Source organism: Allobosea sp. LjRoot237 (assembly GCF_964253285.1).
GTDB lineage: Bacteria > Pseudomonadota > Alphaproteobacteria > Rhizobiales > Beijerinckiaceae > Allobosea.
Map to the genome: position 1 here is coordinate 5,031,213 of NZ_CAXUQP020000001.1, position 22,685 is coordinate 5,053,897.

At 66.6% G+C, this 22,685-nt stretch carries 23 protein-coding genes; 13 read left to right on the plus strand and 10 right to left on the minus strand.

Annotated elements, in window-relative coordinates; all coding sequences use genetic code 11:
* Positions 1–68 precede the first annotated feature (68 nt).
* Positions 69–1,601, minus strand: coding sequence for a 4-hydroxyphenylacetate 3-hydroxylase family protein (locus ACSQ24_RS24475; RefSeq protein ID WP_436097198.1), 1,533 nt, complete (start codon positions 1,599–1,601; stop codon positions 69–71).
* Positions 1,602–1,682: 81 nt separating this feature from the next.
* Between ACSQ24_RS24475 and ACSQ24_RS24480 the strand changes: the two genes are divergently transcribed.
* The 5 genes from ACSQ24_RS24480 (at position 1,683) to ACSQ24_RS24500 (ending at position 4,982) form a co-directional block, all read left to right on the plus strand.
* A complete protein-coding gene (locus tag ACSQ24_RS24480; RefSeq protein ID WP_436097199.1) occupies positions 1,683–2,315 on the plus strand; it encodes a TetR/AcrR family transcriptional regulator in 633 nt (210 codons plus the stop codon).
* 5 nt (positions 2,316–2,320) lie between these two features.
* Positions 2,321–2,851: an isochorismatase family protein gene (locus ACSQ24_RS24485; RefSeq protein WP_436097200.1), complete on the plus strand. Its 531-nt coding sequence runs from the start codon at positions 2,321–2,323 to the stop codon at positions 2,849–2,851.
* 8 nt (positions 2,852–2,859) lie between these two features.
* The gene (locus tag ACSQ24_RS24490; RefSeq protein ID WP_436097201.1) at positions 2,860–3,495 is read left to right on the plus strand and encodes a 2-hydroxychromene-2-carboxylate isomerase; all 636 of its coding nucleotides are present in this window, start codon (positions 2,860–2,862) and stop codon (positions 3,493–3,495) included.
* Between the two features lie 111 nt (positions 3,496–3,606).
* A complete protein-coding gene (locus tag ACSQ24_RS24495; RefSeq protein ID WP_436097202.1) occupies positions 3,607–4,614 on the plus strand; it encodes a Vgb family protein in 1,008 nt (335 codons plus the stop codon).
* Positions 4,611–4,982, plus strand: coding sequence for a c-type cytochrome (locus tag ACSQ24_RS24500; RefSeq protein ID WP_436097203.1), 372 nt, complete (start codon positions 4,611–4,613; stop codon positions 4,980–4,982). Before ACSQ24_RS24495 ends, ACSQ24_RS24500 begins: the two co-directional genes overlap by 4 nt.
* 9 nt (positions 4,983–4,991) lie before the next feature.
* Here the strand turns inward: ACSQ24_RS24500 and ACSQ24_RS24505 are convergent, their stop codons facing one another.
* The 6 genes from ACSQ24_RS24505 to ACSQ24_RS24530 all read right to left on the minus strand — a co-directional run bounded on the left by ACSQ24_RS24505 (position 4,992) and on the right by ACSQ24_RS24530 (position 10,640).
* Complete coding sequence (locus ACSQ24_RS24505) at positions 4,992–5,984, minus strand: branched-chain amino acid ABC transporter permease (RefSeq protein WP_436097204.1); 993 nt, start codon at positions 5,982–5,984, stop codon at positions 4,992–4,994.
* A 9-nt stretch (positions 5,985–5,993) separates the two neighbouring features.
* Complete coding sequence (locus ACSQ24_RS24510) at positions 5,994–6,881, minus strand: branched-chain amino acid ABC transporter permease (RefSeq protein WP_436097205.1); 888 nt, start codon at positions 6,879–6,881, stop codon at positions 5,994–5,996.
* A gap of 193 nt (positions 6,882–7,074) precedes the next feature.
* Positions 7,075–8,280: an ABC transporter substrate-binding protein gene (locus ACSQ24_RS24515; protein WP_436097206.1), complete on the minus strand. Its 1,206-nt coding sequence runs from the start codon at positions 8,278–8,280 to the stop codon at positions 7,075–7,077.
* Between the two features lie 56 nt (positions 8,281–8,336).
* Positions 8,337–9,080: an ABC transporter ATP-binding protein gene (locus ACSQ24_RS24520; protein ID WP_436097207.1), complete on the minus strand. Its 744-nt coding sequence runs from the start codon at positions 9,078–9,080 to the stop codon at positions 8,337–8,339.
* A complete protein-coding gene (locus ACSQ24_RS24525; RefSeq protein WP_436097208.1) occupies positions 9,070–9,834 on the minus strand; it encodes an ABC transporter ATP-binding protein in 765 nt (254 codons plus the stop codon). The genes ACSQ24_RS24520 and ACSQ24_RS24525 overlap by 11 nt, the downstream gene beginning before the upstream one ends.
* Before the next feature lie 170 nt (positions 9,835–10,004).
* Positions 10,005–10,640: a TetR/AcrR family transcriptional regulator gene (locus ACSQ24_RS24530; protein ID WP_436097209.1), complete on the minus strand. Its 636-nt coding sequence runs from the start codon at positions 10,638–10,640 to the stop codon at positions 10,005–10,007.
* Positions 10,641–10,836: 196 nt separating this feature from the next.
* Between ACSQ24_RS24530 and ACSQ24_RS24535 the strand changes: the two genes are divergently transcribed.
* Genes ACSQ24_RS24535 through ACSQ24_RS24545 form a run of 3 tightly spaced genes read left to right on the plus strand, consistent with a single transcriptional unit; the run spans position 10,837 to position 14,096 of the window.
* Positions 10,837–11,298 (plus strand): (2Fe-2S)-binding protein, encoded by a 462-nt coding sequence (locus tag ACSQ24_RS24535; protein WP_436097210.1) that lies wholly within the window; start codon positions 10,837–10,839, stop codon positions 11,296–11,298.
* Positions 11,299–11,301: 3 nt separating this feature from the next.
* The gene (locus ACSQ24_RS24540) at positions 11,302–13,476 is read left to right on the plus strand and encodes a molybdopterin cofactor-binding domain-containing protein (protein ID WP_436097211.1); all 2,175 of its coding nucleotides are present in this window, start codon (positions 11,302–11,304) and stop codon (positions 13,474–13,476) included.
* Positions 13,476–14,096, plus strand: coding sequence for an Isoquinoline 1-oxidoreductase subunit (locus ACSQ24_RS24545; RefSeq protein ID WP_436097212.1), 621 nt, complete (start codon positions 13,476–13,478; stop codon positions 14,094–14,096). Before ACSQ24_RS24540 ends, ACSQ24_RS24545 begins: the two co-directional genes overlap by 1 nt.
* A gap of 180 nt (positions 14,097–14,276) precedes the next feature.
* On the opposite strand, the gene ACSQ24_RS24550 is transcribed toward ACSQ24_RS24545, so the two are convergent.
* On the minus strand, positions 14,277–15,731 hold the full coding sequence (locus ACSQ24_RS24550; RefSeq protein WP_436097213.1) for an AMP nucleosidase: 1,455 nt from the start codon (positions 15,729–15,731) through the stop codon (positions 14,277–14,279).
* Positions 15,732–15,886: 155 nt separating this feature from the next.
* On the opposite strand from ACSQ24_RS24550, the gene ACSQ24_RS24555 reads away from it, so the two are divergent.
* From ACSQ24_RS24555 to ACSQ24_RS24565, 3 genes are read left to right on the plus strand one after another with little or no spacing between them, the layout of a single operon-like run.
* Positions 15,887–16,546 (plus strand): GntR family transcriptional regulator, encoded by a 660-nt coding sequence (locus ACSQ24_RS24555; RefSeq protein WP_436097214.1) that lies wholly within the window; start codon positions 15,887–15,889, stop codon positions 16,544–16,546.
* The gene (locus ACSQ24_RS24560; protein WP_436097215.1) at positions 16,546–17,028 is read left to right on the plus strand and encodes an OsmC family protein; all 483 of its coding nucleotides are present in this window, start codon (positions 16,546–16,548) and stop codon (positions 17,026–17,028) included. Before ACSQ24_RS24555 ends, ACSQ24_RS24560 begins: the two co-directional genes overlap by 1 nt.
* Before the next feature lie 27 nt (positions 17,029–17,055).
* On the plus strand, positions 17,056–17,433 hold the full coding sequence (locus ACSQ24_RS24565; protein ID WP_436097216.1) for a nuclear transport factor 2 family protein: 378 nt from the start codon (positions 17,056–17,058) through the stop codon (positions 17,431–17,433).
* A 29-nt stretch (positions 17,434–17,462) separates the two neighbouring features.
* On the opposite strand, the gene ACSQ24_RS24570 is transcribed toward ACSQ24_RS24565, so the two are convergent.
* Positions 17,463–18,680, minus strand: a complete 1,218-nt coding sequence (locus ACSQ24_RS24570) for a glycosyltransferase (protein WP_436097217.1) — start codon at positions 18,678–18,680, stop codon at positions 17,463–17,465.
* Complete coding sequence (locus ACSQ24_RS24575) at positions 18,629–19,138, minus strand: MarR family winged helix-turn-helix transcriptional regulator (protein WP_436097218.1); 510 nt, start codon at positions 19,136–19,138, stop codon at positions 18,629–18,631. Before ACSQ24_RS24575 ends, ACSQ24_RS24570 begins: the two co-directional genes overlap by 52 nt.
* Positions 19,139–19,572: 434 nt before the next feature.
* Here ACSQ24_RS24575 and ACSQ24_RS24580 point away from each other — a divergent pair, with 434 nt between their 5' ends.
* Positions 19,573–21,315, plus strand: a complete 1,743-nt coding sequence (locus ACSQ24_RS24580; RefSeq protein WP_436097219.1) for a type I secretion system permease/ATPase — start codon at positions 19,573–19,575, stop codon at positions 21,313–21,315.
* A complete protein-coding gene (locus tag ACSQ24_RS24585) occupies positions 21,312–22,667 on the plus strand; it encodes an HlyD family type I secretion periplasmic adaptor subunit (protein WP_436097220.1) in 1,356 nt (451 codons plus the stop codon). Before ACSQ24_RS24580 ends, ACSQ24_RS24585 begins: the two co-directional genes overlap by 4 nt.
* The last annotated feature ends 18 nt before the right edge of the window (positions 22,668–22,685 follow it).

A 22,685-nucleotide genomic window follows, 5' to 3' on the forward strand; every position in this document is an offset into this window, starting at 1 on the left:
GTGCACGGGGAACCCAGTCGTCCGCCCCCCACCCTCAGTCCCTCCCCACAAGGGGGAGGGAAGGCGCCTCATTCCGCCGCCTCCTCTATCGTCATGCGCTCTGGGACCTCGCAGCCGGTCACGCAGCAGCGGCCGGGCTGCTTCGAGACGCGCGAGCCATCGGCGAGCACGCCGCGATCGAGCAGGCTCTCGACCAGCGCGACCTTCTCCATCACCGGGTAGTTGCGCCAGATCTCGCGCTTCATCGCCTCGGGCGAGCCGCCGCCATGCAGCGAGATCACCGAGTACCAGCCGGCCTCCTTGGAGACGGTGAGGTCCTCGATGAAGCGGGCGATCTCGGCGCGCTGCTCATAGGGGATGTCCGGCCGCCCGGTCAGCACCGCCGAAAGCGAGGCCGAGGTCTCGGGGTTGTGGTCCTCGTCCGGGCCGGGCAGCGCCACGATCAATCCTCCCGAGACGTAATGAGCGATCCTGTGCATGTCGTAGATCTTGGTAGCGAGCAGCAGCTTGCCGATATTGGCGAAAACTGCGTCCGGCATCGCCACGCCCGACGCGTCCTTGCTGCAATAGACCGAAGCCGCGACGCCGCAGGCGAAGAAGCTCTCGGTGATGGTGATCAGCTCGACCAGCTGCTCGCGGACATGGGAATGCCTGTCGGCGTCGAGCCCGTTGGCCTCGACCATCAGCGCGCCGGCACCGATCAGCAGGTCGCCGAAGCCGGCCCGCGCCGCGATGCAGCTATGGCGGTGATGGGTGGCGTAGCTGGTGGTGAGGTAGCCGGCCTCCTCGATCTCGCCAGCAAGGAACACCCGTTCCCAGGGCACGAAGACGTCGTCGAACATCACCGCACCGGTCGACTGGCCGTATTTCGCCGAGAACTTCGCCGCCGGATCGCCCGGCCGCCCCGCCGGGCGCGCGACGATGGTGACGCCCTCGGCATCGCAGGGCACGGCGCAGCAGAGCGCGAAATCCTCGTCGCCCTCGACGTGGGTGCGGCAGGGCATCACCAGGAACTCGTGGACATAAGGCGCACCGGTGACGATCGCCTTGGTGCCACGAATGACGATGCCGTCCCGCCGGCGCTCCTTGATGTGGACGTAAGAATCGCGATTGGCCTGCGCGCCCGGCCGCAGCGAGCGGTCGCCCTTGGCGTCGGTCATGGCGATGCCGAGGGTGAGATCGCGTTCCTGCACTTCGTGCAGATAGGCCTGGAAGCGCTGGGCGTAGTCGGTGCCGTGGTTGGCGTCGGCCCGGACCGTCGCCTGGCCCAGCCCGTTGAAGGCGTCGTGGGTCAGGTAGCGGACAGCGCAGCCGGCGATCTTGCACATCAGCCGGACGGCCTCGAGCTTGGCGAGGAGATCGCTGGAGCTCTGGTTGAGATGGATCATCCGGTTGACGATCTTGCCCGAACTGGCGTCGACCGCCGTCATGATCGGGGCATGGGCCGGGTCATGCGCGAGGTCATAGCCGACGCCGATGCCGTTGATGCCGGGCAGCAGCAGCGGCTCGTCGGCGACGTTCTCGATTCGGCGGCCGTTGACGAAGAGGCGCGGAGAATAGGCCCGCAGGGATTCGCGATAGCCGGCGGCGTCCATCAGCATGCTAGCCTCCTCCCGAAAAGTTGTTGTTCCTAAAATTGAACGGCGTTAGATTTTCGTCAAGAGGTTTGGAGGCGTTCCAGAGTGAGCGAGGGATCCGCAGAGCGGAAACGCGGCCGCTATGCCGCGACAGATGCCAAGCGCGAGGGCATTCTTGCCGCGGCGCGCACGGTTTTCGAGCGCGAGGGGCTGGACGGCGCATCGCTGCGGGCGATCGCGGCCGAAGCCAGCTACACGCCGGCAGCGCTCTATTTCCATTTCGACTCGAAAGAGGCGCTCTATGCCGAGGTACTCGGCCATTCGATCGCGGCACTGCAGGCGGCGGTCGATGCGGCGGTCGCTGCCGCCGATACCCCGGCCGAACGCTTCTCGGCCGCCGCGCTCGCCTTCTTCGACTTCTACGCCGAGAACCCGCGCGATCTCGATCTTGGCTTCTATCTGTTCCGTGGCGGCATGCGCCCGCACGGCCTCGGCCGCGAGCGCGACCGGGCGCTGAACGAGGCACTGGAGGCGAGCCTCGCGCCGATCCGAACGGCAGCGCTGGCGCTCGGCGCCGATGAAACGCAAGCCGACTTGATCATGGCCGATGCCTTCGCCCATGCTTCCGGGGTGCTGCTCCTGGCGCATACGCAGCGCATCCGCATGTTCGGCACCTCGCCGCGCGCGCTGATGGAGCGCCATGTCGACACCGAGCTCGACCGGCTCCAGCGGAGATGAAAGCGATGCCTCTGATGAGCGCCAAGCGGTCCCGCCTCGTCATCATCGATTTCCAGGCGCGATTGATGCCGGCGATCCATGACGGACCGCGCCTCCTCGCCAATGCCGGCAGCCTGGTCGCGGCGGCGAAGCTCCTCGAGGTGCCGATCGTGATGACCGAGCAGAATCCTGCCGGGCTCGGGGCGACGGTTCCGGAACTCGCCGAGGCCGCATCCGCGATCACCAAGATGAGCTTCGACGCCTGTGCCGCGCCGGGCTTCATCGAGGCCATCGCCGGTGATGACGACCTCATCCTCTGCGGCTGCGAGGCGCATGTCTGCTTCGGCCAGACCGGGCTCTCGCTGCTCGAGCACAAGCGCCGCGTCTTTGTGGTCCAGGACGCCGTCGGCTCGCGTGCGCCGGAGAGCAAGGAGGTGGCTTTGCGCAGGTTACAGCGGCACGGCGCCGAGATCGTCACCACCGAGATGGTTGTGTTCGAGTGGTTGCGCTCGGCCGAGCACCCCCAGTTCCGTGCCGCCCTCGAGCTGGTCAAGTGAGCCCGCCTATGCCTCAGCCCGCCCTCTGGTATTTCGACATCATCTCGCCCTTCGCGCATCTGGCGCTGACGCGGCTCGACACGATCCGGGCGCAGCGGCCGGTGGTGCTGAAACCGATCGTCTTCGGCGGGGTCCTCAAGGCCTGGGGCCAGCTCGGCCCGGCCGAGATCGCGCCCAAGCGCACCCATACCTACAGGCTCGCAACGCACACGGCGCAGGCGATGGGCGTGCCCTTCCGCTTTCCGCCGAGCCATCCCTTCAACCCGCTCGCCATGCTGCGCCTTTTGACCGCGCTTGATGGCAACGAGGCGGCAGTCACAGCCGCCTTTCGGCTCGTCTGGGGCGAGGGACGCGATGCTAATGATCCGACAACCCTGGCGGCAGTGGCGGAAGCTGCCAGCCGGCCCGATGCCCTGGCATTGATCGGCGAGCAGGACGTCAAGGACCGCCTGCGCCAGGCGACCGAGGAGGCGGTCGCCGCCGGCGTCTTCGGCGTGCCGAGTCTGGTGATCGACGGCGAGGTCTTCTGGGGCGCCGACGCGATGGCGATGGCGCAGGACTATCTCGCCGATCCCACAGTGTTCCGCAGCGGCGAGATGGCGCGCGTCTCGACCCTGCCCGAAGGTATCCAGCGGCAACGCTGAACACGAGAAGAGGGAACCGTCCGACCGCAGCCACAGTTTCACGATGTTGTCGGTTTACGTCTGTCCTGGACAGGCAGATCATTCGCCGGCCGACAACGAAAGGAGACGCCCATGCTGCGCCGTTCGTTCCTGAAATTCGGCCTCGCCGGCCTGGCCGTGCCGAATCTGATCCTGCGCAGCGCCGAGGCGACCGGACAACCCCAGCCCGGCAGCCCGTTCATCGTCACTTATTTCGAGGTGCCCGACATCAAGGGCTCGCGCGACGTCACCGATGCCGGCGACGGCACGCTCTGGGTCTGCGGCCAGCGCAATGGCGTGCTCGGTCGCTTCGACCCGCGCACCAGCCAGACCAAGGTGATCCCGCTCGGCGATGGCGCCGCTCCGCACGGCGTCGTGCGCGGGCCGGATGGCGCGGCCTGGGTCACCGAGGGCGGCCAGAACGCCATCGCCCGGGTCGACGACAAGACGCACAAGGTTGACCTGTTCAAGCTGCCCGCCGGCCGCGAGCGCGCCAATCTCAACACGCCGGTCTTCGACAAGACCGGCGTGCTCTGGTTCACCGGCCAGAACGGCATCGTCGGCCGTCTCGATCCGAAATCCAGCAAGATGGAGATCTTCGACGCGCCGCGCGGCGCCGGCCCCTATGGCATGACGCGCACGCCGGCCGGCGAGATCTGGTTCGCCTCGCTCGCCGGCAACTACATTGCCCGCGTGAATACCGAGACTGCCGCCTTTACCGTGGTCGACCCGCCGACCGAGGGCCAGGGCGCGCGCCGAGTCTGGTCTGATTCGAGGAACCGGATCTGGGTCAGCGAGTGGAATTCCGGACAGGTCTCATCGTTCGATCCTGAAAGCGGCAGCTGGAAGGGCTGGAAGCTGCCCGGTCACAAGCCGCGGACCTATTCGGTCTATGTCGACGATGCCGACAAGGTCTGGCTGACCGACTTCGCGCTCAACAGCATCGTCCGCTTCGACCCGCTGAACGAGGAATTCAACAGCTTCCCGAGCGACAAGCCCGGCGCCAATGTCCGCCAGATGGATGGGCGCTCCGGCGAAGCCTGGGGCGGCGAGAGCGGCACCAACCGGCTGGTGCGCATCCAGACGGTGAAGCCGGCGTGAGAGCCGGCCTTGCGGCGCTTTTTGCGCTCGCGCTGACCCGGACCGAACCGCTGCAGGCGCAGGAGCCGGCGGGAGCAATCGTCTTCAAGGCCTGCCAGTCCTGCCACAGCCTGGATCCGGCCAAGGCCGGCATGGCGGGGCCGCATCTTGCCGGATTGAAGGGGCGCGTGCTCGGTTCGGCTGAGGGCTTCGATTATTCGCCGGCGTTCAGGGCCGCGAAGACGCAACGGCTCCGCTGGGACGAGGAGCGGCTGAAGGCCTACCTCGCCGATCCCGACGCAGTCGCGCCCGGCGGCTGGATGAGCCCGCCCACGGGCCTCAGTGTAGAGGATCGGGCAGCCGTGGCGGACTACCTGCTCGGCAGGTAGTCACCGCCGTCACAGCGGCTTTTTGATCCATTTGGCGATGACGCCGACGATGCCTTCGCGGAAGAGCAGGACGCAGATCACGAAGACGATGCCCTGCACGACCGTGACCCAGGCACCGAGCGTCGCCAGGAAGTTCTGCATGGAGACGATGACGATGGCGCCGACAATCGGGCCGAAGACCGTGCCGAGCCCGCCGACCAGCGTCATCAGCACGACCTCGCCCGACATCGACCAATGCACGTCGGTGAGCGAGGCCAGCTGGAAGACGATCGCCTTGGTCGCCCCGGCGAGACCAGCGAGCCCAGCCGAAAGCACGAAGACGGCAAGCTTGTACTGGTTGGCGCGATAGCCGAGCGAGATCGCACGCGGCTCGTTGTCGCGAATCGCCTTGCAGACCTGGCCGAAGGGCGAGTGGATGATGCGGTAGATCAGCAGGAGCCCGCCCATGAAGACCGCGGCGACGAGCCAATAGAGCGCGCGGTCGTCGGCAAGGCTGACCAGACCGAAGAGCTTGCCGCGCGGCACCGCCTGGATGCCGTCCTCGCCGCCGGTGAAGCGCGGCGTCTGCAGCGAGAAGAAGAACGCCATCTGCGCCAGCGCCAGCGTGATCATCGCGAAATAGATGCCCTGGCGGCGGATCGCGAGCGCACCGAAGGCGAGGCCAAGCAGGGCGGCGATCGTCGTGCCGGCGAGAATGGCGAGCTCGGGCGTCAGGCCCCAGTTCTTGGCCGTGTAGGCTGAGACATAACTCGCCATGCCGAAATAGGCGGCATGGCCGAAGGAAAGCAGCCCCCCGTAGCCGAGCAGAAGATTGAAGGCGAGCGCGAACAGCGCAAAGCACAGCACCTTCATCACGAAGACCGGATAGGCGACGAAGGGCGCGATCACGAGCGCGGCCGCGATGCCGATCATCAGGTTGCGGTGCAGCCGCGCCGTGCCGTCGTCGATCTCTCCGATCGAGAGACCGGCGGCGGGAGCGTCGGTGGAAGCGATGTCTGCCATCTCAATTCCTCACGCGGCGCGGCCGAACAGGCCGGCCGGCTTCACCAGAAGCACGATCGCCATGATGATGAAGATCACGGTCGCCGAGGCTTCCGGATAGAACACCTTGGTCAGCCCCTCGACCAGGCCGAGCGAAAAGCCGGTGACGATCGCGCCCATGATCGAGCCCATGCCGCCGATCACCACCACCGCGAAGACGACGATGATCAGGTCGGCGCCCATGTTCGGGTTGACCGAGTAGATCGGAGCGGCGAGCACGCCGGCAAAGGCGGCGAGCGCGACGCCGAAGCCATAGGTCAGCGTCACCAGCAGCGGCACGTTGATGCCGAAAGCCTGGGTCAGGGTCGGGTTCTCGGTCGCGGCGCGCAAATAGGAGCCAAGCTTGGTCTTCTCGATCATGAACCAGGTGGCGAGGCAGACGATGAGCGAGGCGATCACGACCCAGGCGCGATAGGTCGGCAGGAACATGAAGCCGAGATTGTAGCCGCCGCGCAGCTCGGCCGGGATCTGGTAGGGCAGGCCGGAGGAGCCATAATTGTTGCGGAAGACGCCCTGGATGATCAGCGCCAGGCCGAAGGTCAAAAGCAGACCGTAGAGATGGTCGACATGGGCGATGCGCTTCAAGAGGAAGCGCTCGATCACCACGCCGGTGATGCCGACGGCGATCGGCGCCAGCAGCAGCGCCGCCCAGTAGTTGATGCCGAGATAGTTCAGGCACATCCAGGCGACGAAGGCGCCCATCATATACTGGGCGCCATGGGTGAAGTTGATGATGTTGAGCAGGCCGAAGATCACCGCCAGCCCGAGGCTGAGGATCGCATAGAACGAGCCGTTGATCAGGCCGAGCAGAAGCTGGCCGAACAATGCCTGCGGCGGGACACCCAAGAGCTCGAACATGCGATCGACCATTCCGTGAAAGCTGATCCGGGGCCTGGAGCCGGATCCGATCAGGTTGGAACAACCTGATCGGTGAATCCGTCTCCAACTTGGAGATAGAGACCGTTTTTCCGATCAGCTTGCGATGCAAGCTGATCGGAACGGGCTCTACCGGCCCCGGCAGAGTGTGTCGTGCGGGCTGTCCTTTAGCCCGTCACTTCTTGACGAGCGGGCACTCGCTCTCGGCCAGCGGCTTGAAGGCCTCGTCCGCCTTCAGCACCGCGATCTGCTTGTAGTAATCCCACGGCGCCTTCGATTCCGACGGCTTCTTGACCTCGAACAGGTACAGGTCGTGCATCTTGCGGCCGTCGACGCGGACCGAGCCCTTGCCGAACAGCGGATCGTCGGTCGGCAATTCCTTCATCTTGGCCATGACAGCGGCCGAATCCTTGCTCTTGGCCGCCTCGACTGCCTTCAGATAGTGCAGCATGCCGGAATAGACGCCGGCCTGGACCATGGACGGCTTCTTGCCACCGTTGAGCTTGGCGAAACGCTCGGACCAGGCGCGGGTCTGGTCGTTCGTGTCCCAGTAGAACGACTCGGTCAGCACCAGCCCCTGCGCCGTCTGCAGGCCGAGCGCATGCACGTCCGTGGCGAAGACGAGCAGACCGGCGAGCTTCTGGCCGCCGGCGACGATGCCGAACTCACCCGCCTGCTTGATCGAGTTGATGGTGTCGCCGCCGGCATTGGCGAGGCCGATGACCTTGGCCTTCGACGCCTGCGCCTGCAGCAGGAAGGACGAGAAGTCCGTGCCGGGGAACGGCGTGCGCACCACACCCAGCACCTTGCCGCCGGCCTTGGTCACCACCGCCGAGGTATCGCGCTCGAGCGCGTGGCCGAAGGCGTAGTCGGCGGTGAGGAAGAACCAGCTGTCGCCGCCGGCCTTGGTCATGGCGCCGCCGGTGCCCTGGGCGAGCGCGTAAGTGTCATAGGTCCAATGGACCGTGTTCGGCGAGCAGGCCTTGCCGGTCAGGTCCGAGGAGGCGGCGCCGGAGTTGATGTGGACCTTGTTCTTCTCGCGGGTGATCTGGTTGACCGCGAGCGCGACCGAGGAGGTCGGCACGTCGAGGATCAGGTCGACCCCGTCCTGATCATACCATTGCCGGGCGATGGTCGAGCCGACATCGGGCTTGTTCTGGTGGTCAGCCGAGACGATCTCGACCTTGATGCCCTTATCGGCCGCCTTAAAGTCCTCGACCGCAAGGCGCGCGGCGATCACCGAGCCCTCGCCCGAGAGGTCGGCATAAAGGCCGGAGCGGTCGTTGAGCACCCCGGCCTTGACCGAGATCTGCTGCGCCAGCGCCGGCGAGGCCATCAGCGCGCCGAGCGCCGTGGCCGCGAGCAATGTCTTGAGCTGCATGTTCCTGTCTCCCTGAGATGTCGTTTGTTCGGACGGTTCTTGTTGGACGCCTTGCGTCAGACCCCGAGATAGCTGTGGAGCTTGTCGATATTGGCGTCGAGTTCGGCATTGGGGATCATGTCGATGATTTTACCCTGCTCGACGACGTAGTGACGATCGGCGACGGTCTGGGCGAAGCGGAAGTTCTGCTCGACCAGGACGATGGTGAAGCCCTTCTGCTTCAACATGCGGATGGTGGCGCCGATCTGGTCGATGATGACAGGCGCGAGGCCCTCGGTCGGCTCGTCGAGCAGCAGCAGGTTGGCGCCAGTGCGCAGGATGCGGCCGATCGCCAGCATCTGCTGCTCGCCGCCCGAGAGTTTGGTGCCCTGGCTGCGCAGGCGCTCCTTGAGGTTGGGGAAGAGCGTGAAGATCTGCTCGACGGAGAGCCCGCCCGGCTTGACCTGCGGCGGCAGCAGCAGGTTCTCCTCGACCGAGAGGGTCGAGTAGATGCCGCGCTCCTCCGGCACATAGCCGATGCCGAGCCGGGCGATGGCGCGCGAGGGCAGCGAGATCGTCTCCTGTCCGGCGAAGGTGACCGAGCCCTTGCGCTTGCCGATCACGCCCATGATCGATTTCAGCGTCGTGGTCTTGCCGGCGCCGTTGCGCCCGAGCAGCGTCACCACCTCGCCCTCGCCGACATCGAGCTCGATGCCGTGCAGGACATGGCTCTCGCCATACCAGGCCTCGAGCCCGCGCACCGCGAGCAATGGCTTGGCTCCCACCGTCGCAGGGCGCTCCAGCACCGCTTCAGTGACCATGGCCGACCCCCGATCCGATATAGGCTTCGATCACGCGCGGATCCTTCGAGACCGAGGCATAGTCGCCCTCGGCCAGGACCTGGCCGCGGGCGAGCACGGTGATGCGGTCGCAGAGCGAGGCGACGACCGAGAGATTGTGTTCGACCATCAGGATGGTGCGGTCCTTCGAGACCTTGCGGATCAGCGCCTCGATGCGCTCGATGTCCTCGCGGCCCATGCCGGCCATCGGCTCGTCGAGCAACAGCATCTCGGGCTCGAGCGCCAGCGTCGTCGCGATCTCGAGCGCGCGCTTGCGGCCATAGGAGAGCTCGCCCGCCGGCAGATCGGCGAAAGCCGACAGGCCGACGGCATCGACGAGGCGCAGCGCCTCGGCATCGAGCGGAGAGAGCACCTTCTCCGAGCGCCAGAAATCGAAGCTATCGCCGCGCTTGCGCTGTAGTGCGACGCGGACATTGGTCTTGACCGAGAGCTGCGGGAACACGGCCGAGATCTGGAAGGAGCGCACCAGCCCGAGCCTGGCGATCTCCGCCGGCCTCTCGCGTGTGATGTCACGCCCGTTATAGACGATCTGCCCTCGCGTCGGCGGCAGGAATTTGGTCAGAAGATTGAAGCAGGTCGTCTTGCCGGCCCCGTTCGGCCCGATCAGCGCATGAATCGAGCCGCGCTTGACCTTAAGGTCAACGCCACTGACAGCTGTGAAGCCGGCGAATTCCTTCGTGAGGCCCGAGGTTGATAGAATAATATCCTCAGACATCCGCCCGTAACCTTGCCCATTGCTGGATTGTTCGGTTTCCCCGGCCGGCATGCTGCACCGCGCATATCGCCCATGTCAACGGCGCGGGTGTGCGCAAAAGCCCATGCCCGGGACGCGAAGCTCTCGCCTCTAGACGAAAGGCTTATGCCTAAAGACCAAGATGCCCGGGATCAGGTTCGGGGCTCTCCGTCCCTGGCAACCGCGGCCGCGAAGACCGATGCGATCTCGCGCAGGCGGAGCAGGTAGTCCTCGCAGGACGGCAACTCGCCATATTTCGCGCCGGCCGCTGAGCGCATGATCGTCGCGATCAGGGTATCCAGCGGAAGGCCGCTGCGTTCGATCGTAATCTCGCCCTGCGCGGCGGCATCCTCGAATAGTTGGCGGGCGAGGTCGATGAAGATCGCCTCGAAGGCGGCAAGCTCGGCTCCGGCAATGCTGACCATCACCGCCTTGAGCTCGCCGAGATGCTCGCCGGCGCTGAAGGCGCTGAAGGCGGTGCCGTGATGGGCCGCCATCAATGCGGCCAGCCGCTCCGAGAACGGGCCCGGCGTCGCCAGCGCCTCGCGGCAACGTGTCTCGACTTGGCTGCCGAGGCCCGCGAGCATGGCCCTGAAGACGTCGTCCTTGCCTTTGAAATGGAGGTAGAGCGTGGCGCGGGCGACACCGGCCTCGCGCGCGATGTCGTCCATCGAGGTGCGCTTGTAGCCATAGCGGGCGAAGAGGCGCAGAGCCGCCTCCGCGATCTGCTCGATGCGGCCCTTGCCGTCCTCGCCGGACGTTATGGAACTTTCGCTGCGGTCGCTCATTTGCAGTCTTGACAGAATCCAAACTGTCGGCGACTATTCTAGTTAGACGCAAAACGTCTAACTCGTCTAGTCGCGCGACCCAAGACGACGGATCACCGCTCGCCTTCTGATATGTCAGAACGGGCCTGCGAGCGAGCCTCGATCCGGCTGCCATGGCGCCGCGCTGCGTCATGACCAGCGACCCTGCGAGGCAGCCATGGTCCACTCGATCAATATCAACGGCACGACGCATCGCGTCGATGTCGACGACGACACTCCCCTGCTCTGGGTGCTGCGCGACAATATCGGACTGACCGGCACCAAATTCGGCTGCGGCGTAGCCCAGTGCGGCGCCTGCACCGTCTACATGGACGGCCAGCCGCTGCGCTCCTGTTCCATGCCTGTCTCCGCCATAGGCGAAGCCAAGATCACCACGATCGAGGCGCTCGCCGGCAAGGAGGCGCAGGCCGTGCAGGCCGCCTGGGTCAAGCACGACGTGCCGCAATGCGGCTACTGCCAGTCCGGCCAGGTGATGAGCGCGATCGCGCTGCTCACTGAGATCCGCAAGCCGACCGACCGCGACATCGACCTCGCGATGAACGGCAATCTCTGCCGCTGCGCCACTTATGTCCGCATCCGCGCCGCGATCCACGACGCCGCACGCACGCTGGAGGGCTGAGCCATGACCGCGCACGACATCTCCCTCTCCCGCCGCAATCTCCTGAAGGGCGCCGGCGCCCTCGTCATCGGCCTCAGCCTGTCGCAGTCGGGCCGGGCGCAATCGGGCGCCGCGCAGGCCTTCCGGCCGGGCGGTGCCGCGACTTTCGCGCCGAACGCCTTCGTCAGGATCGCCGCCGACGACACGGTGACGGTGCTGGTCAAGCATATCGAGTTCGGCCAGGGCCCGTTCACCGGCCTCGCCACCCTCGTCGCCGAGGAGCTCGACGCCGACTGGGGTCAGATGCGGGCCGAACATGCCTCGTCCGATCCCAAGCTCTACGCCAACCTCGCTTTCGGCATCCAGGGCACCGGCGGCTCGACCGCTATCGCCAACTCCTATGAGCAGATGCGCAAGGCCGGCGCGACGGCGCGCGCCATGCTGGTGCAGGCGGCAGCCGAGGCCTGGAAGGTGCCGGCTGGCGAGATCACCGTCGAGAAGGGCGTGCTGAAGCACGCCTCCGGCAAGCAGGGCCGCTTCGGCGAGTTCGCCGAGGCCGCCTCCAAGCTCCAGGCCCCGGCCGAGGTCAAGCTCAAGGACCCCGCGCAGTTCAGGCTGATCGGCAAGGAGGGCACGGCCCCCCGCCTCGACAGCCTGGGCAAGTCGACGGGCAAGGCGCAGTTCACCATCGATATCCAGACGCCAGACATGCTGACGGTGGTCCTCGCCCGGCCGCCGCGCTTTGGCGGCAAGGTCGCCTCCTTCGACGCCAGCGCGGCGACGAAGGTGAAAGGCGTCGTCGATGTCCTTCAGATCCCATCCGGTGTCGCCGTCTACGCGACCGGAACCTGGCCGGCGCTGAAAGGCCGCGAGGCGCTGAAGGTGACCTGGGACGAGAGCGGCGCCGAGAAGCGCGGCAGCCGCGAGCTGATCGCCGAATACCGCAAGCTGGCGCGGACGGAAGGCACGGTCGCAGGCAAGCATGGCGACGCCGAAGCGGTGCTCGCCAAGGCCGACAAGGTGATCGAGAGCGAATACGTCTTCCCCTATCTGGCACATGCGCCGATGGAGCCGCTTGACGGCTATCTCGAATGGAACGCGCAGGGCGCGCTTGCCCGCCTCGGCAGCCAGCTTCAGACGATCGACCATCAGGTCATCGCCAAGGTGCTCGGTCTCGGGCCGGAAAAGGTCCAGGTCGAGACGCTGCTGGGCGGCGGCAGCTTCGGCCGGCGCGCGCAGCCGAGCTCCGAGCTTGCGGTCGAACTCGCCGAGGCGGCCAAGGCAATCGGCCCGAACCGGCCGGTCAAGCTGGTGCGGACGCGCGAGGACGATCTCTCTGGCGGCTATTACCGCCCGCTCTTCCTGCACCGCCTGCGCGGCGCGGTGAAGGACGGCAAGATCACCGCCTGGAGCGCCGCGATCGTCGGCCAGTCCTTCCTGAAGGGCTCGCCCTTCGAGGCGATGATCAAGGACGGGATCGACCCGGTGATGGTCGAGGGGGCGAACGAACTGCCCTATGAAGTCGCCGATTTCCGCTGTGACCTCCACACCGTCGATGTCGGCGTGCCGACCTTGTGGTGGCGCTCGGTCGGCCACACCCACACCGCTTATGCGGTCGAGTGCTTCATCGACCAGCTCCTGCAGGAGGCCGGGCAGGACCCGGTCGCCGGGCGGCTCGCGCTGATGGGCAAGCATCCGCGCCTTGTCGGCGTGCTGAAGGCGGTGGCCGAAATGGCGAAGTGGAACGGGCCGGGGCCGGTCGACGGCCGCGCCCGCGGCGTCGGCGTGGTCGAGAGCTTCGGCTCCTATGTCGCGCAGATCGCCGAGGTTTCGCTCGGCGAGGGCGGCGAGCCCAAGGTGCACAAGGTCTGGTGCGCGGTCGATTGCGGCGTCGCGGTCAATCCCGACATCATCCGCGCCCAGATGGAAGGTGGCATCGGCTTCGGGCTCGGCCACATCCTCTATGGCGAGCTGACGCTCGACCAGGGCCGGCCGGTCCAGACCAATTTCGACAGCTATCGCTCGCTGCGCATCCACGAGATGCCGGAGGTCGAGGTCAGGATCGTACCCTCGACCGAGAAGCCGACCGGCGTCGGCGAGCCGGGCGTGCCGCCGATCGGACCGGCGGTCGCGAACGCGCTGGCGCGGCTGGGCCGCGGGCGGCCGCTCTCGCTGCCGATGGTCGGAGGGACGGTGTGATGCGGTCAATCGCTCTTACCACCGCCGCAGCCGCCGTCACGCTGCTGCTCGGCAGCGCGCTGGCGCAGACCGCACCAGCGCCACAGCCGGGCGGGGCGACACTGCGCCCCGCTGCAAGTTTCACCAGCATCGCCAACCAGCGCGACCGCTCGGTCGCGCTGTTCACCGAGATGGGCAAGGTGCTGCAGCATCCACGCTGCATGAATTGCCACCCGGCGACGGAGCGGCCACGCCAGAGCGACGCGAGGCGGCCGCACCAGCCCATGGTCGTGCGCGGCAAGGACGGGCACGGCGCGCCCGGCCTCGCCTGCACCACCTGCCATGGCAAGCAGAACTTCGACCCGGCCGGCATCCCCGGCGACGGTCACTGGGCGCTGGCTCCGGCCTCGATGGCCTGGGAGGGCAAGACGCTCGGCCAGATCTGTGAGCAGCTCAAGGACCAGAACCGCAACGGCAGCCGCGACCTCGCGGCGATCGTCAAGCATGTCACCAGCGACACGCTGGTGCTCTGGGGCTGGAACCCCGGCAAGGGCCGCCAGCCGGTGCCGGGCACGAATGCGCAGTTCGGCGAGTTGATGCAGGCCTGGGCGAATAGCGGAGCGGCCTGCCCGGCGGCTTAGGCGCTGCTCCTCCCTTCTCCCCCTGCGGGAGAAGGTGGCTCGGCGAAGCCGAGACGGATGAGGGGTCGCACAAGTCTTGATTTCGGGAACGCAGTCCGGGGCGGCACGACCAGCGCTGCACGACCCCTCACCCTAACCCTCTCCCGCAGGGGGAGAGGGGACGGGGCGAGCATGACGGCATCAGCGGAACGGCGGCTCGTCGAAGCTCCTGAGCTTGCGCGAATGGATCGATGCGCCGGCTTCCTTCAGCTTCTCCAGCGCGGCAAGGCCGATCTTGAGGTGCTCGCCGACGGCGCGCTCATAGAAGGCGTTGGCGGCGCCGGGCAGTTTGATCTCGCCATGCAGCGGCTTGTCGGAGACACAGAGCAAGGTGCCGTAGGGCACGCGCAGTCGGTAGCCTTGCGCCGCGATGGTGCCCGATTCCATGTCGACGGCGATGGCGCGCGACAGGTTGATGCGGCGGCGCTCCTTGGTCCAGCGCAGCTCCCAATTGCGATCGTCCTGCGTCACGACGGTGCCGGTGCGCAGGCGCTGCTTCAGCCGGTCGCCCTTCTCGCCGGTGACTTCGGCCGCTGCCTCCTGCAAGGCGACCTGGACCTCGGCCAGGGCCGGAACCGGCACATCGGGTGGCACCAGCTCGTCCAGGATGCCGTCCTGCCGGAGATAGGCGTGGGCGAGGACGTAGTCGCCGATGATCTGCGTCTGGCGCAGCCCGCCGCAATGGCCGACCATCAGCCAGCAATTCGGCCTCAGCACCGCGAGATGGTCGGTGATGTTCTTGGCGTTGGAGGGGCCGACGCCGATATTGACGAGAGTGACGCCCTCGCCGCTCTCGCGGAGCAGGTGATAGGCTGGCATCTGGAAGCGGTGCCAGGGCGCCGACATCACCCGCTCGGCAGCGCTGACATCGATGCCGTCGCGATTGATGCGGATGCCCCCCGGCGCGACCAGCGCCTGCGCCGTGCCGGCCTCGATCTCGGCCAAAGCGAGCCGGACGAACTGGTCGACATAGCGGTGATAGTTGGTCAGCAGCACCCAGGGCTGCACTGCGCGCCAGTCGGTGCCGGTGTAGTGGACGAGGCGCCGCAGCGAATAATCGACCCGGACCGCATCGAAGAGCGAGAGCGGGCGCGGCTCGCCCTCGACGATCTCGAAGGTGCCGTCGGCGATCTCATCGCCGACCAGTGCCAGGAGCGGCGTCGGGAAATGCCGGGCGAGCTCGGCCGCCGTGACCGTGCCGCGGCCGAGCTCGTCGCCGCCGTCGAGCGCATAGGGGTAAGGGATTTCCTGATTGCTGACGCCGGTCTCGATCGTCGCGCCGTATTCCGCGACCAGCGGCTGGAGCTGGTCGAGCAGATAGGCCCGGAACTCGCCCGGCTGCGTCACCGTCGTCGAATAGATGCCCGGAATGGCGAATTTGGCGTAGCCGCGCCGCGTCGCCGCCGGCAGCTTGGACGGCTCATAGGTGACGCGCAGCATCGGGTAGCGATAGAGCGCCCGTTCCTCCAGCGTCGGCGGCTGCGCCGTCTCAAAGAACCGCTGCAGGTCGTTTCGCAGCGCCGTCCGCGCCTGATCGTAGAGCAGCTCCAGCCGGTCGACGGCCTCCTGCGGCGTGGCGGCGATCTCGAATGTCATGTGCGAACGACCTCTCGTTCGCCGTGCTTGTAGCTGTGAGCACACGCAACTGACAACAGCGCCCGCCATTTGGCCATGACGTGCGCACCCGCCGCCCACGGCCGGGATCACGTTATTCGACTTGCAGCCTTTCGAACTTTGGATACAATTATCCCATGCTTCTCCCTCGCCTCGCCGCTGCCACGACCGCGTCCGCCCTTGCGCAGCGCCTGCGCGAGGCGATCGACGCCGGCCGCTGGCCCCCGGGCGAGCTTCTCCGCCAGGAGCAGATCGCGGCCGAGTATGGCGTCAGCCGCATCCCGGTACGCGAGGCCCTGGCGCAGTTGCAGAATGAAGGCCTGCTCGATGTCGAACATTATCGCGGCGCCCGCGTGACTCGGCCACAGGCACGGGAGATCGACGAGCTCTTCGATCTCAGATTGCAGGTCGAGGACGATCTGCTGGCACGGGCACTCGGCCAGCACGACCAGCGCTCGCTGCGCGAGCTCAAGCGGCTGCAGGACGCTCTGGAGGACGCCGACGACCGGCTCGGCTGGATCGCCGGCGATATCGCCTTCCACCAAGTGCTCTACGGGCCGGCGGGGCGACCCCGCAGCCTTGCTCTCTTCCGCCAGCTGCGCGCGCCGATCGATCGGTTCAGCGCCCAGGCGCTCGGCCCCGGAGCGCGCAAGCAGGGCTGGGCGGACGAGCACCGACAGCTGATCGCCGCCGTCACAGTCAAAGACGCGGCGGCCGCCCGAGCGATCCTCAATCAGCATCTGCAGGCGACGCGCGCGGTCGTGCTCGCAGCCTGTGCGGAACAGGGAGAGAGCTGATGGCGTCACATGGCGCGACGGTCACCTGGCAACGCGGCGAGGAGATCTTCCTCGATCGCCGCTACAACCGCGCCCATCTCTGGCGTTTCGACGGCGGGCTGGAGGTGCCAGCCTCGAGCTCGCCGCATGTGGTGCGCGTGCCGTTCTCGAATCCGGCGAATGTCGATCCCGAGGAAGCCTATGTCGCGGCGCTGTCGAGCTGCCACATGCTCTGGTTTCTCGACCTGGCCTCTCGGCGCGGCTTCCGGATCGACAGCTATGCCGACGCCGCCGAAGGCGCGATGCTAAGGAATGCCGACGGGCAGGACTGGATCGCGACGGTGACGCTGAAGCCGCACGTCATCTTCAGTGGCCCGCTGGCACCGGACGAGGCCGCTGTCGAGACGCTGCACCACGAGGCTCACGCGAACTGCTTCCTGGCCAATTCGGTGCGCTCGGCGATCGAGACCCAAGGCAGCTGGGCCTACGACAGCGCGAATTGAGATCGCTCGGCACAGAAGGGATCGGCCATGTCGATCGAGGCAACCATCGACCGCTATTGCGAGGCCTGGTCCGATCCTGAGCCGGCAGCGCGTGCCGCAGCACTGGCCGAGATCTGGGCGGAGGGCGGGCGCTACACCGACCCAAGGGCCGATGCCCACGGCGCCGAAGCCCTGCTCGGCCACATCGCCGGGGTGCTGGCGCAGCGCCCTGGCGCCCGCGTCGTCAGGACGAGTGCGGTCCAGCATCACCACGGCTTTGCCCGCTTCGCCTGGCAGGTGATCGAGGCTGACGGCACCAGGCTGCCGGAAGGGCTCGACATCGCGACGATCGGCGACGATGGCAGGATCACGCAGATCATCGGCTTCTTCGGCGCGCTGCCGTCAGAAGCGCCAGCAACTGGCTAACCAAGTGGCTGGAAAGCTGGACGAGCCAATCACTGCGCCGCCAGCAGGTCGTCCTCGGCAACGAGCCGGCCGATGAAGCCGAACTGGCGGTCGACGCAAGTCTCCCGCTCATAGCGTGCGATGACCGTCTGACGCGCGGCAGCGCGCAGCGGCAACAGCTCGGCTCCCCTGTCGACTGCGGCGATCACCGTCTTCGCCAGCCGCGCCTCGTCGAAGAACGGGGCGAGCAGGCCGTTGACGCCGTGCCGGACGACCTCCTGGACTGGTGGCGTGGCCGAACCGACGATCAGAGCACCGCAGGCCATCGCCTCCAGCATCGACCACGACAGGACGAAGGGAACGCTCAGATAGACATGGGCGGCCGAGACCTGGAACAGCCTGGTGAGATCGGCATGGGCGAGCCATGGGATGTGGACGATGCGGTCGCCAAGACCCGTCTCTTCCAGCATCACCTCGCGCCAGAGCCGCCCATCCGGACGCGGCCGGCCATAGCCCGGGCCATCGCCGCCGACCGCGACGAACAGCACGTCGGGTCGTTCCTGCGCGATCCGTGCCGCCGCCCGCATGAATTGCGGGTAGCCGCGATAGGGATCGAGATCGCGGGCGGCGAAGGTGACGACTGGATCGCCGGCGCGCAGCTCGCGCCCGTCCGGCAGCGTGAGCATCGCCTGCGCATCCGGCAGGCAGGCTTGGGTGTCGATGCCGTCATGACAGACCGCTATGCGCTGCTGCAGCGCACGGGGATATTGCAGCTGCTGCCAACGTGTCGGCGCATAGGCGAAGTCGAGCGTCTGCAGCGTCACCAGCTGGGCGGCGTTGCGCATCCGGATACGCCGCCGCTCGGTCTCCGGCACGGTGAAGGCCGGGTCGAAATCGAGATCCGAACCGGTCGCATTGTAAAAATACTCGCAATAGCCGATCAGCGGCACGCCCGGCATCGCGTCCTTGGCGAAGAGCATGCCGCCCCAGCCAACATGACCGATGATCGCATCCGGCCTGTCGTGCCGCTGCAGCCGCGCCAACTCAGCCGCGACCGCCTCACCCGTGCGGACATGGTAGTCGGTCGCCGCCAGCGTCGCATGCGCAGTCGCCGGTTCGCCTACCGAATAGGCGATCTGCCTGATTCCAGGACGGTCCTGCTCCGGCTTCTCCGTCACCAGCGTGACCTCGCCACCCTCGGCGACGAGGCGCTGGATCAGGTGAGCGAACTGACCAGATCCTGAACGATGAACGAATAGGACGTGCATGAGGCCAGCAGGATCCCGCCATAGCGTAGTGCGTCACCCCACCATTGCTCGAGGCGGCGCAGCGTGTCGTGAGTGGTCTGGAGGTCGCCGTCGACGTCGATATCTAAGCCCTGACCGAATTGGCTGGTCTCGTCGACGAGCTTCAATCGCTCGACGAGAAGCTGTCCCTTCGGCGAGAGCGAGATCCGGGCGAGGCGGCGGTCTCGCGGCGAGGCCCCGCGTTCCAGATAGCCGCTCTCGACCAGTTGCTTGAGATTGTAGGAGGCGTTCGAGCCGACATAGTGGCCGCGGTCGAGCAGGTCACGCACCGCGATTTCGCCAGAACCGATGGTGAACAGCACCATCACCTGCGAGGGCGAGATGTCGTCGACGCCGAGCTTGGTGAGTTCGAGCCTGAGATAATCGAGGAAGCGCCGACTGGCCCGCTCGATCATGCGCGCCAGATCGAGCTGCGACACCGGCGCTCGCGCCGGAGCCGATTCGGGCTCGAGACGGCGGACGCCGTCCCGATGATCTCCATTGAAGCCATTGCCTAGGAATCGAGCGCCGTCATGGGGTTTTAGATGCATTCCCTACTCCGCCTGATCTCGAAATGAGCAATCAGCCCTCCGAGCCCCTGGGCTGACGAATAGCCTATACGCAAAGCACATGCCACCTCAAACGAACTGGCGTTAAGATTTTAACGGTTACATCATAGTTGTGAACTGTTTCAAATTTTGAAATAAAGCACCCTTCTGCCATATTCTCGGTAATTGCCTTTGTTTCACAAGGCATCATCTGTCATATTATAGACACGACTTGTATGTCACGCTTTCTATAACGTTCAGAACCTGCCGTACCGGCATAGGCGTCGATGGCGCCATCTGATGGCCAAGCCCCTTCGGAGACCTGCATGAAGGTTGCGATCCAACCTGCCGACGCCCTGATTCGAAGCCTGCAGCGCGGTTTTACCGGCGGGCTGGCCTATGCCGGCTTCCTCAGCTTCTGCGTCAACATCCTGCTGCTGACCGTGCCGCTGTTCATGCTGCAGGTGCAGGATCGCGTCATCGTCAGCCGCAGCTACGACACGCTCACGATGTTGCTCATCATCGCGGTCGGAGGGCTCGCGCTCTATGGCGCGGTCGAATTCATCCGGTCGCTGACCTTCCAGACGATGGCGAGCATCTTCGCCCGCCGGCTCAACCTGCCGGCGATGCAGGCTGCCGTCTCGACCTCGCTGGAGAAAGGCTCCGGGCAGGCGACGCAGGCGATCCGCGATCTCAACGAGATCCGCTATTTCATCGCGAGTTCTGCGATCGCGACGCCGCTGGAGGCGATGTGGTCGCCGATTTTCCTCGCCGTGCTCTTCGCCTTCCACTGGGTCTACGGCCTGGTCGGGCTGGCCTCGCTGCTGATCCTGCTGCTGCTCGGCGTCCTCTCCGACATGCTGACCCGCCGCTCGCTCAAGGATGCCAACGAAGAAGGCGTCGCTTCGATCAACGAGATCAGCGCGAGCCTGCGCCACGCTGAGACGATCGAGGCGATGGGCATGCTGCCGGCGCTGTCCAGCCGCTGGCGCGCCAAGCAGGTCGCGATGCTGGAGCATCTCGATCTCGGCACACGGCGCGGCAAATTCATCGCAGCCCTGACCCGCTCCAGCCGCATGACCATGCAGCTCGGCATCTATGCGACCGGCGCAGTGCTGATCATCAAGCACGAGGTCTCGATCGGCACGTTGATGGCCGCCAGCATCCTGCTCGGACGTCTGCTCGCCCCGTTCGACTCGATGATCTCCGACTGGCGGCAATGGGTCCTCGCCGCAGCGGCCTGGAAGCGCGTGCGTGACCTCCTGCAATCGCAGAGCTCGCAGCGCCAGAGCGTCCCGACACCAGCAACCGAGGGCGATCTGGTCATCGATCGGCTGGTCTACGCCCCTAAGGGCTCCGAGCAGACCGTGATCAAGGGCATCTCCTTCACGCTGCAGCCGGGCGAGGTGCTCGGCCTGATCGGGCCGTCCGGAGCCGGCAAATCGACGCTGGCACGGCTGCTCGTCGGCGTGCTCCGGCCGAATGTCGGCGGCGTCTATCTCGACGGCCACAACACCTATCTGTGGGAGCGCGGCTCCTTCGGCGACATGGTCGGCTATCTCCCGCAATCGGTCTCGCTGCTCGACGGCACCATCGCCGAGAACATCGCCCGGATGCGGAAGCCCGATCCGCACGCCATCCTCGAGGCCGCCCGCATCGCCGGGGTGCACGAGCTGATCGGCCGCCTGCCGCTCGGCTACGACACCAGCGTCGCCGACAGCGACTTCAAGCTGTCGGGCGGCCAGCGCCAGCGCATCGGCCTGGCGCGGGCGCTCTACGGCATGCCACGCCTCATCGTGCTCGACGAGCCCAACGCCAATCTCGACGCCGAGGGCGAGCAGAGCCTGATCCGGGCCATCAATGCCGCCCGCGAGAGCGGCGCCATCGTCGTGCTAATCGCGCATCGCCCTTCGGTGATGCAGGTCGTCGACAAGATCCTGGTGCTGCGCGAGGGCCGCGTCGCCCAGTTCGGCCCGCGCTCGGCAGTCGCCGGCATGATCACGCCCGGCGGCATCGTCGAGCTCGATCCGGTCAAACAGACACCTGCGGCCCGCGAGGTGAGCGCATGAGCGAGCTTCCGATGCTGCGCCGGCCGGACCGTGCGCTCGTACCATTGAAGATCGAGGCGGAGCCCGAGGAGCGCATGCCCTCGCTGCGCAATCTCGTCCTCGCCGGCGTCGCCGCAGTGGCGATCGGCTTCGGCGGCTTCGGCGCCTGGGCAGTGACGGCCCGGCTCGACAACGCCGCCGTCGCGCAGGGAACCGTCATCGTCGACAGCCGGCGCAAGACGGTGAGCCATCTCGAAGGCGGCATCCTCAAGACCCTGCTCAAGGCCGAGGGCGAGCGCGTCGCCAAGGACGAGCCCCTGCTCAGGCTGGAGGATGCCCGCGCCCGCGCCGAGCTGCAGCAGCTCCAGGCCAAGCGCGTCGGCCTCGAGGCCAGGCTCGCCCGGCTGCGAGCCGAGCAGAACGACACGACGGCGATCGATTTCCCCGATGATATCGAGAAGGCGATGACGCCGATCGCACGCGAGGTGATCACGGCCGAACGCGTGCTCTTCCGCGCCCGCAGCCAGGTGTATGACGGCAAGACCCGCATCCAGCAGCGCGTGATCGAGCAGCACCAGGCCGAGGCCGAGGCGTTGCAGGCGCAGATCGACGCGGTGCGCAACCAGCGCACGCTGATCGACGAGGAAGTGAAGACGATCGCGGACCTCTACGAGAAGCGCTACGCCAAGCGCACCCAGCTCGTCGAGCTGCAGACCCGGCAAAGCGAGCTCACCGGGCGGGCCGGCGAGATGAAGGCGCGCATGGCCAAGGCCGAACAGGCCGTCGCCGGGGCGGAGCTCGAGATCAAGTCGATCAGCCTCGAACGCCAGAGCGAGATCGCCAAGGATTTGCAGGACAGCCAGCTCCAGCTCTCGGAGGTGGTCGAGCGCATCGTCCAGGCGCAGGACGTGCTGCGCCGGCTCGTGCTGATCTCGCCACAGGAAGGCATCGTCGCCAATATCCGGATGCGCACTGCCGGTAGCGCCGTCGCCGCGGGCGAGGCGATCCTCGATATCGTGCCCGAGCAGGAGCCGCTGATCGTCGAAGCCAAGGTCGACCCGCGTGATATCGACTCGGTTCGCGTCGGCGCCGACACGCAGGTCAGGCTGACCGCCTTCAATGCGCGGCTCCTACCCCCGCTCCAGGCGAAGGTCAGCTATGTCGCAGCCGACCAGCTGGTCGATGAAAAGACCGGCATCGCCTTCTTCGTGGTCCGCGCCGAGATCACGCCGGAGAGCCTGCGCGAGAACAAGGTGACGCTGCACGCCGGCATGGCTGCCGAGGTGCTGATCGTCAACGGCCGGCGTTTTGCGGCCGATTATCTGCTCTCGCCCATCAGGGACAGCTTCAACCGCGCCTTCAGGGAGGATTGAGTTCGCCGGCGGGCCTTG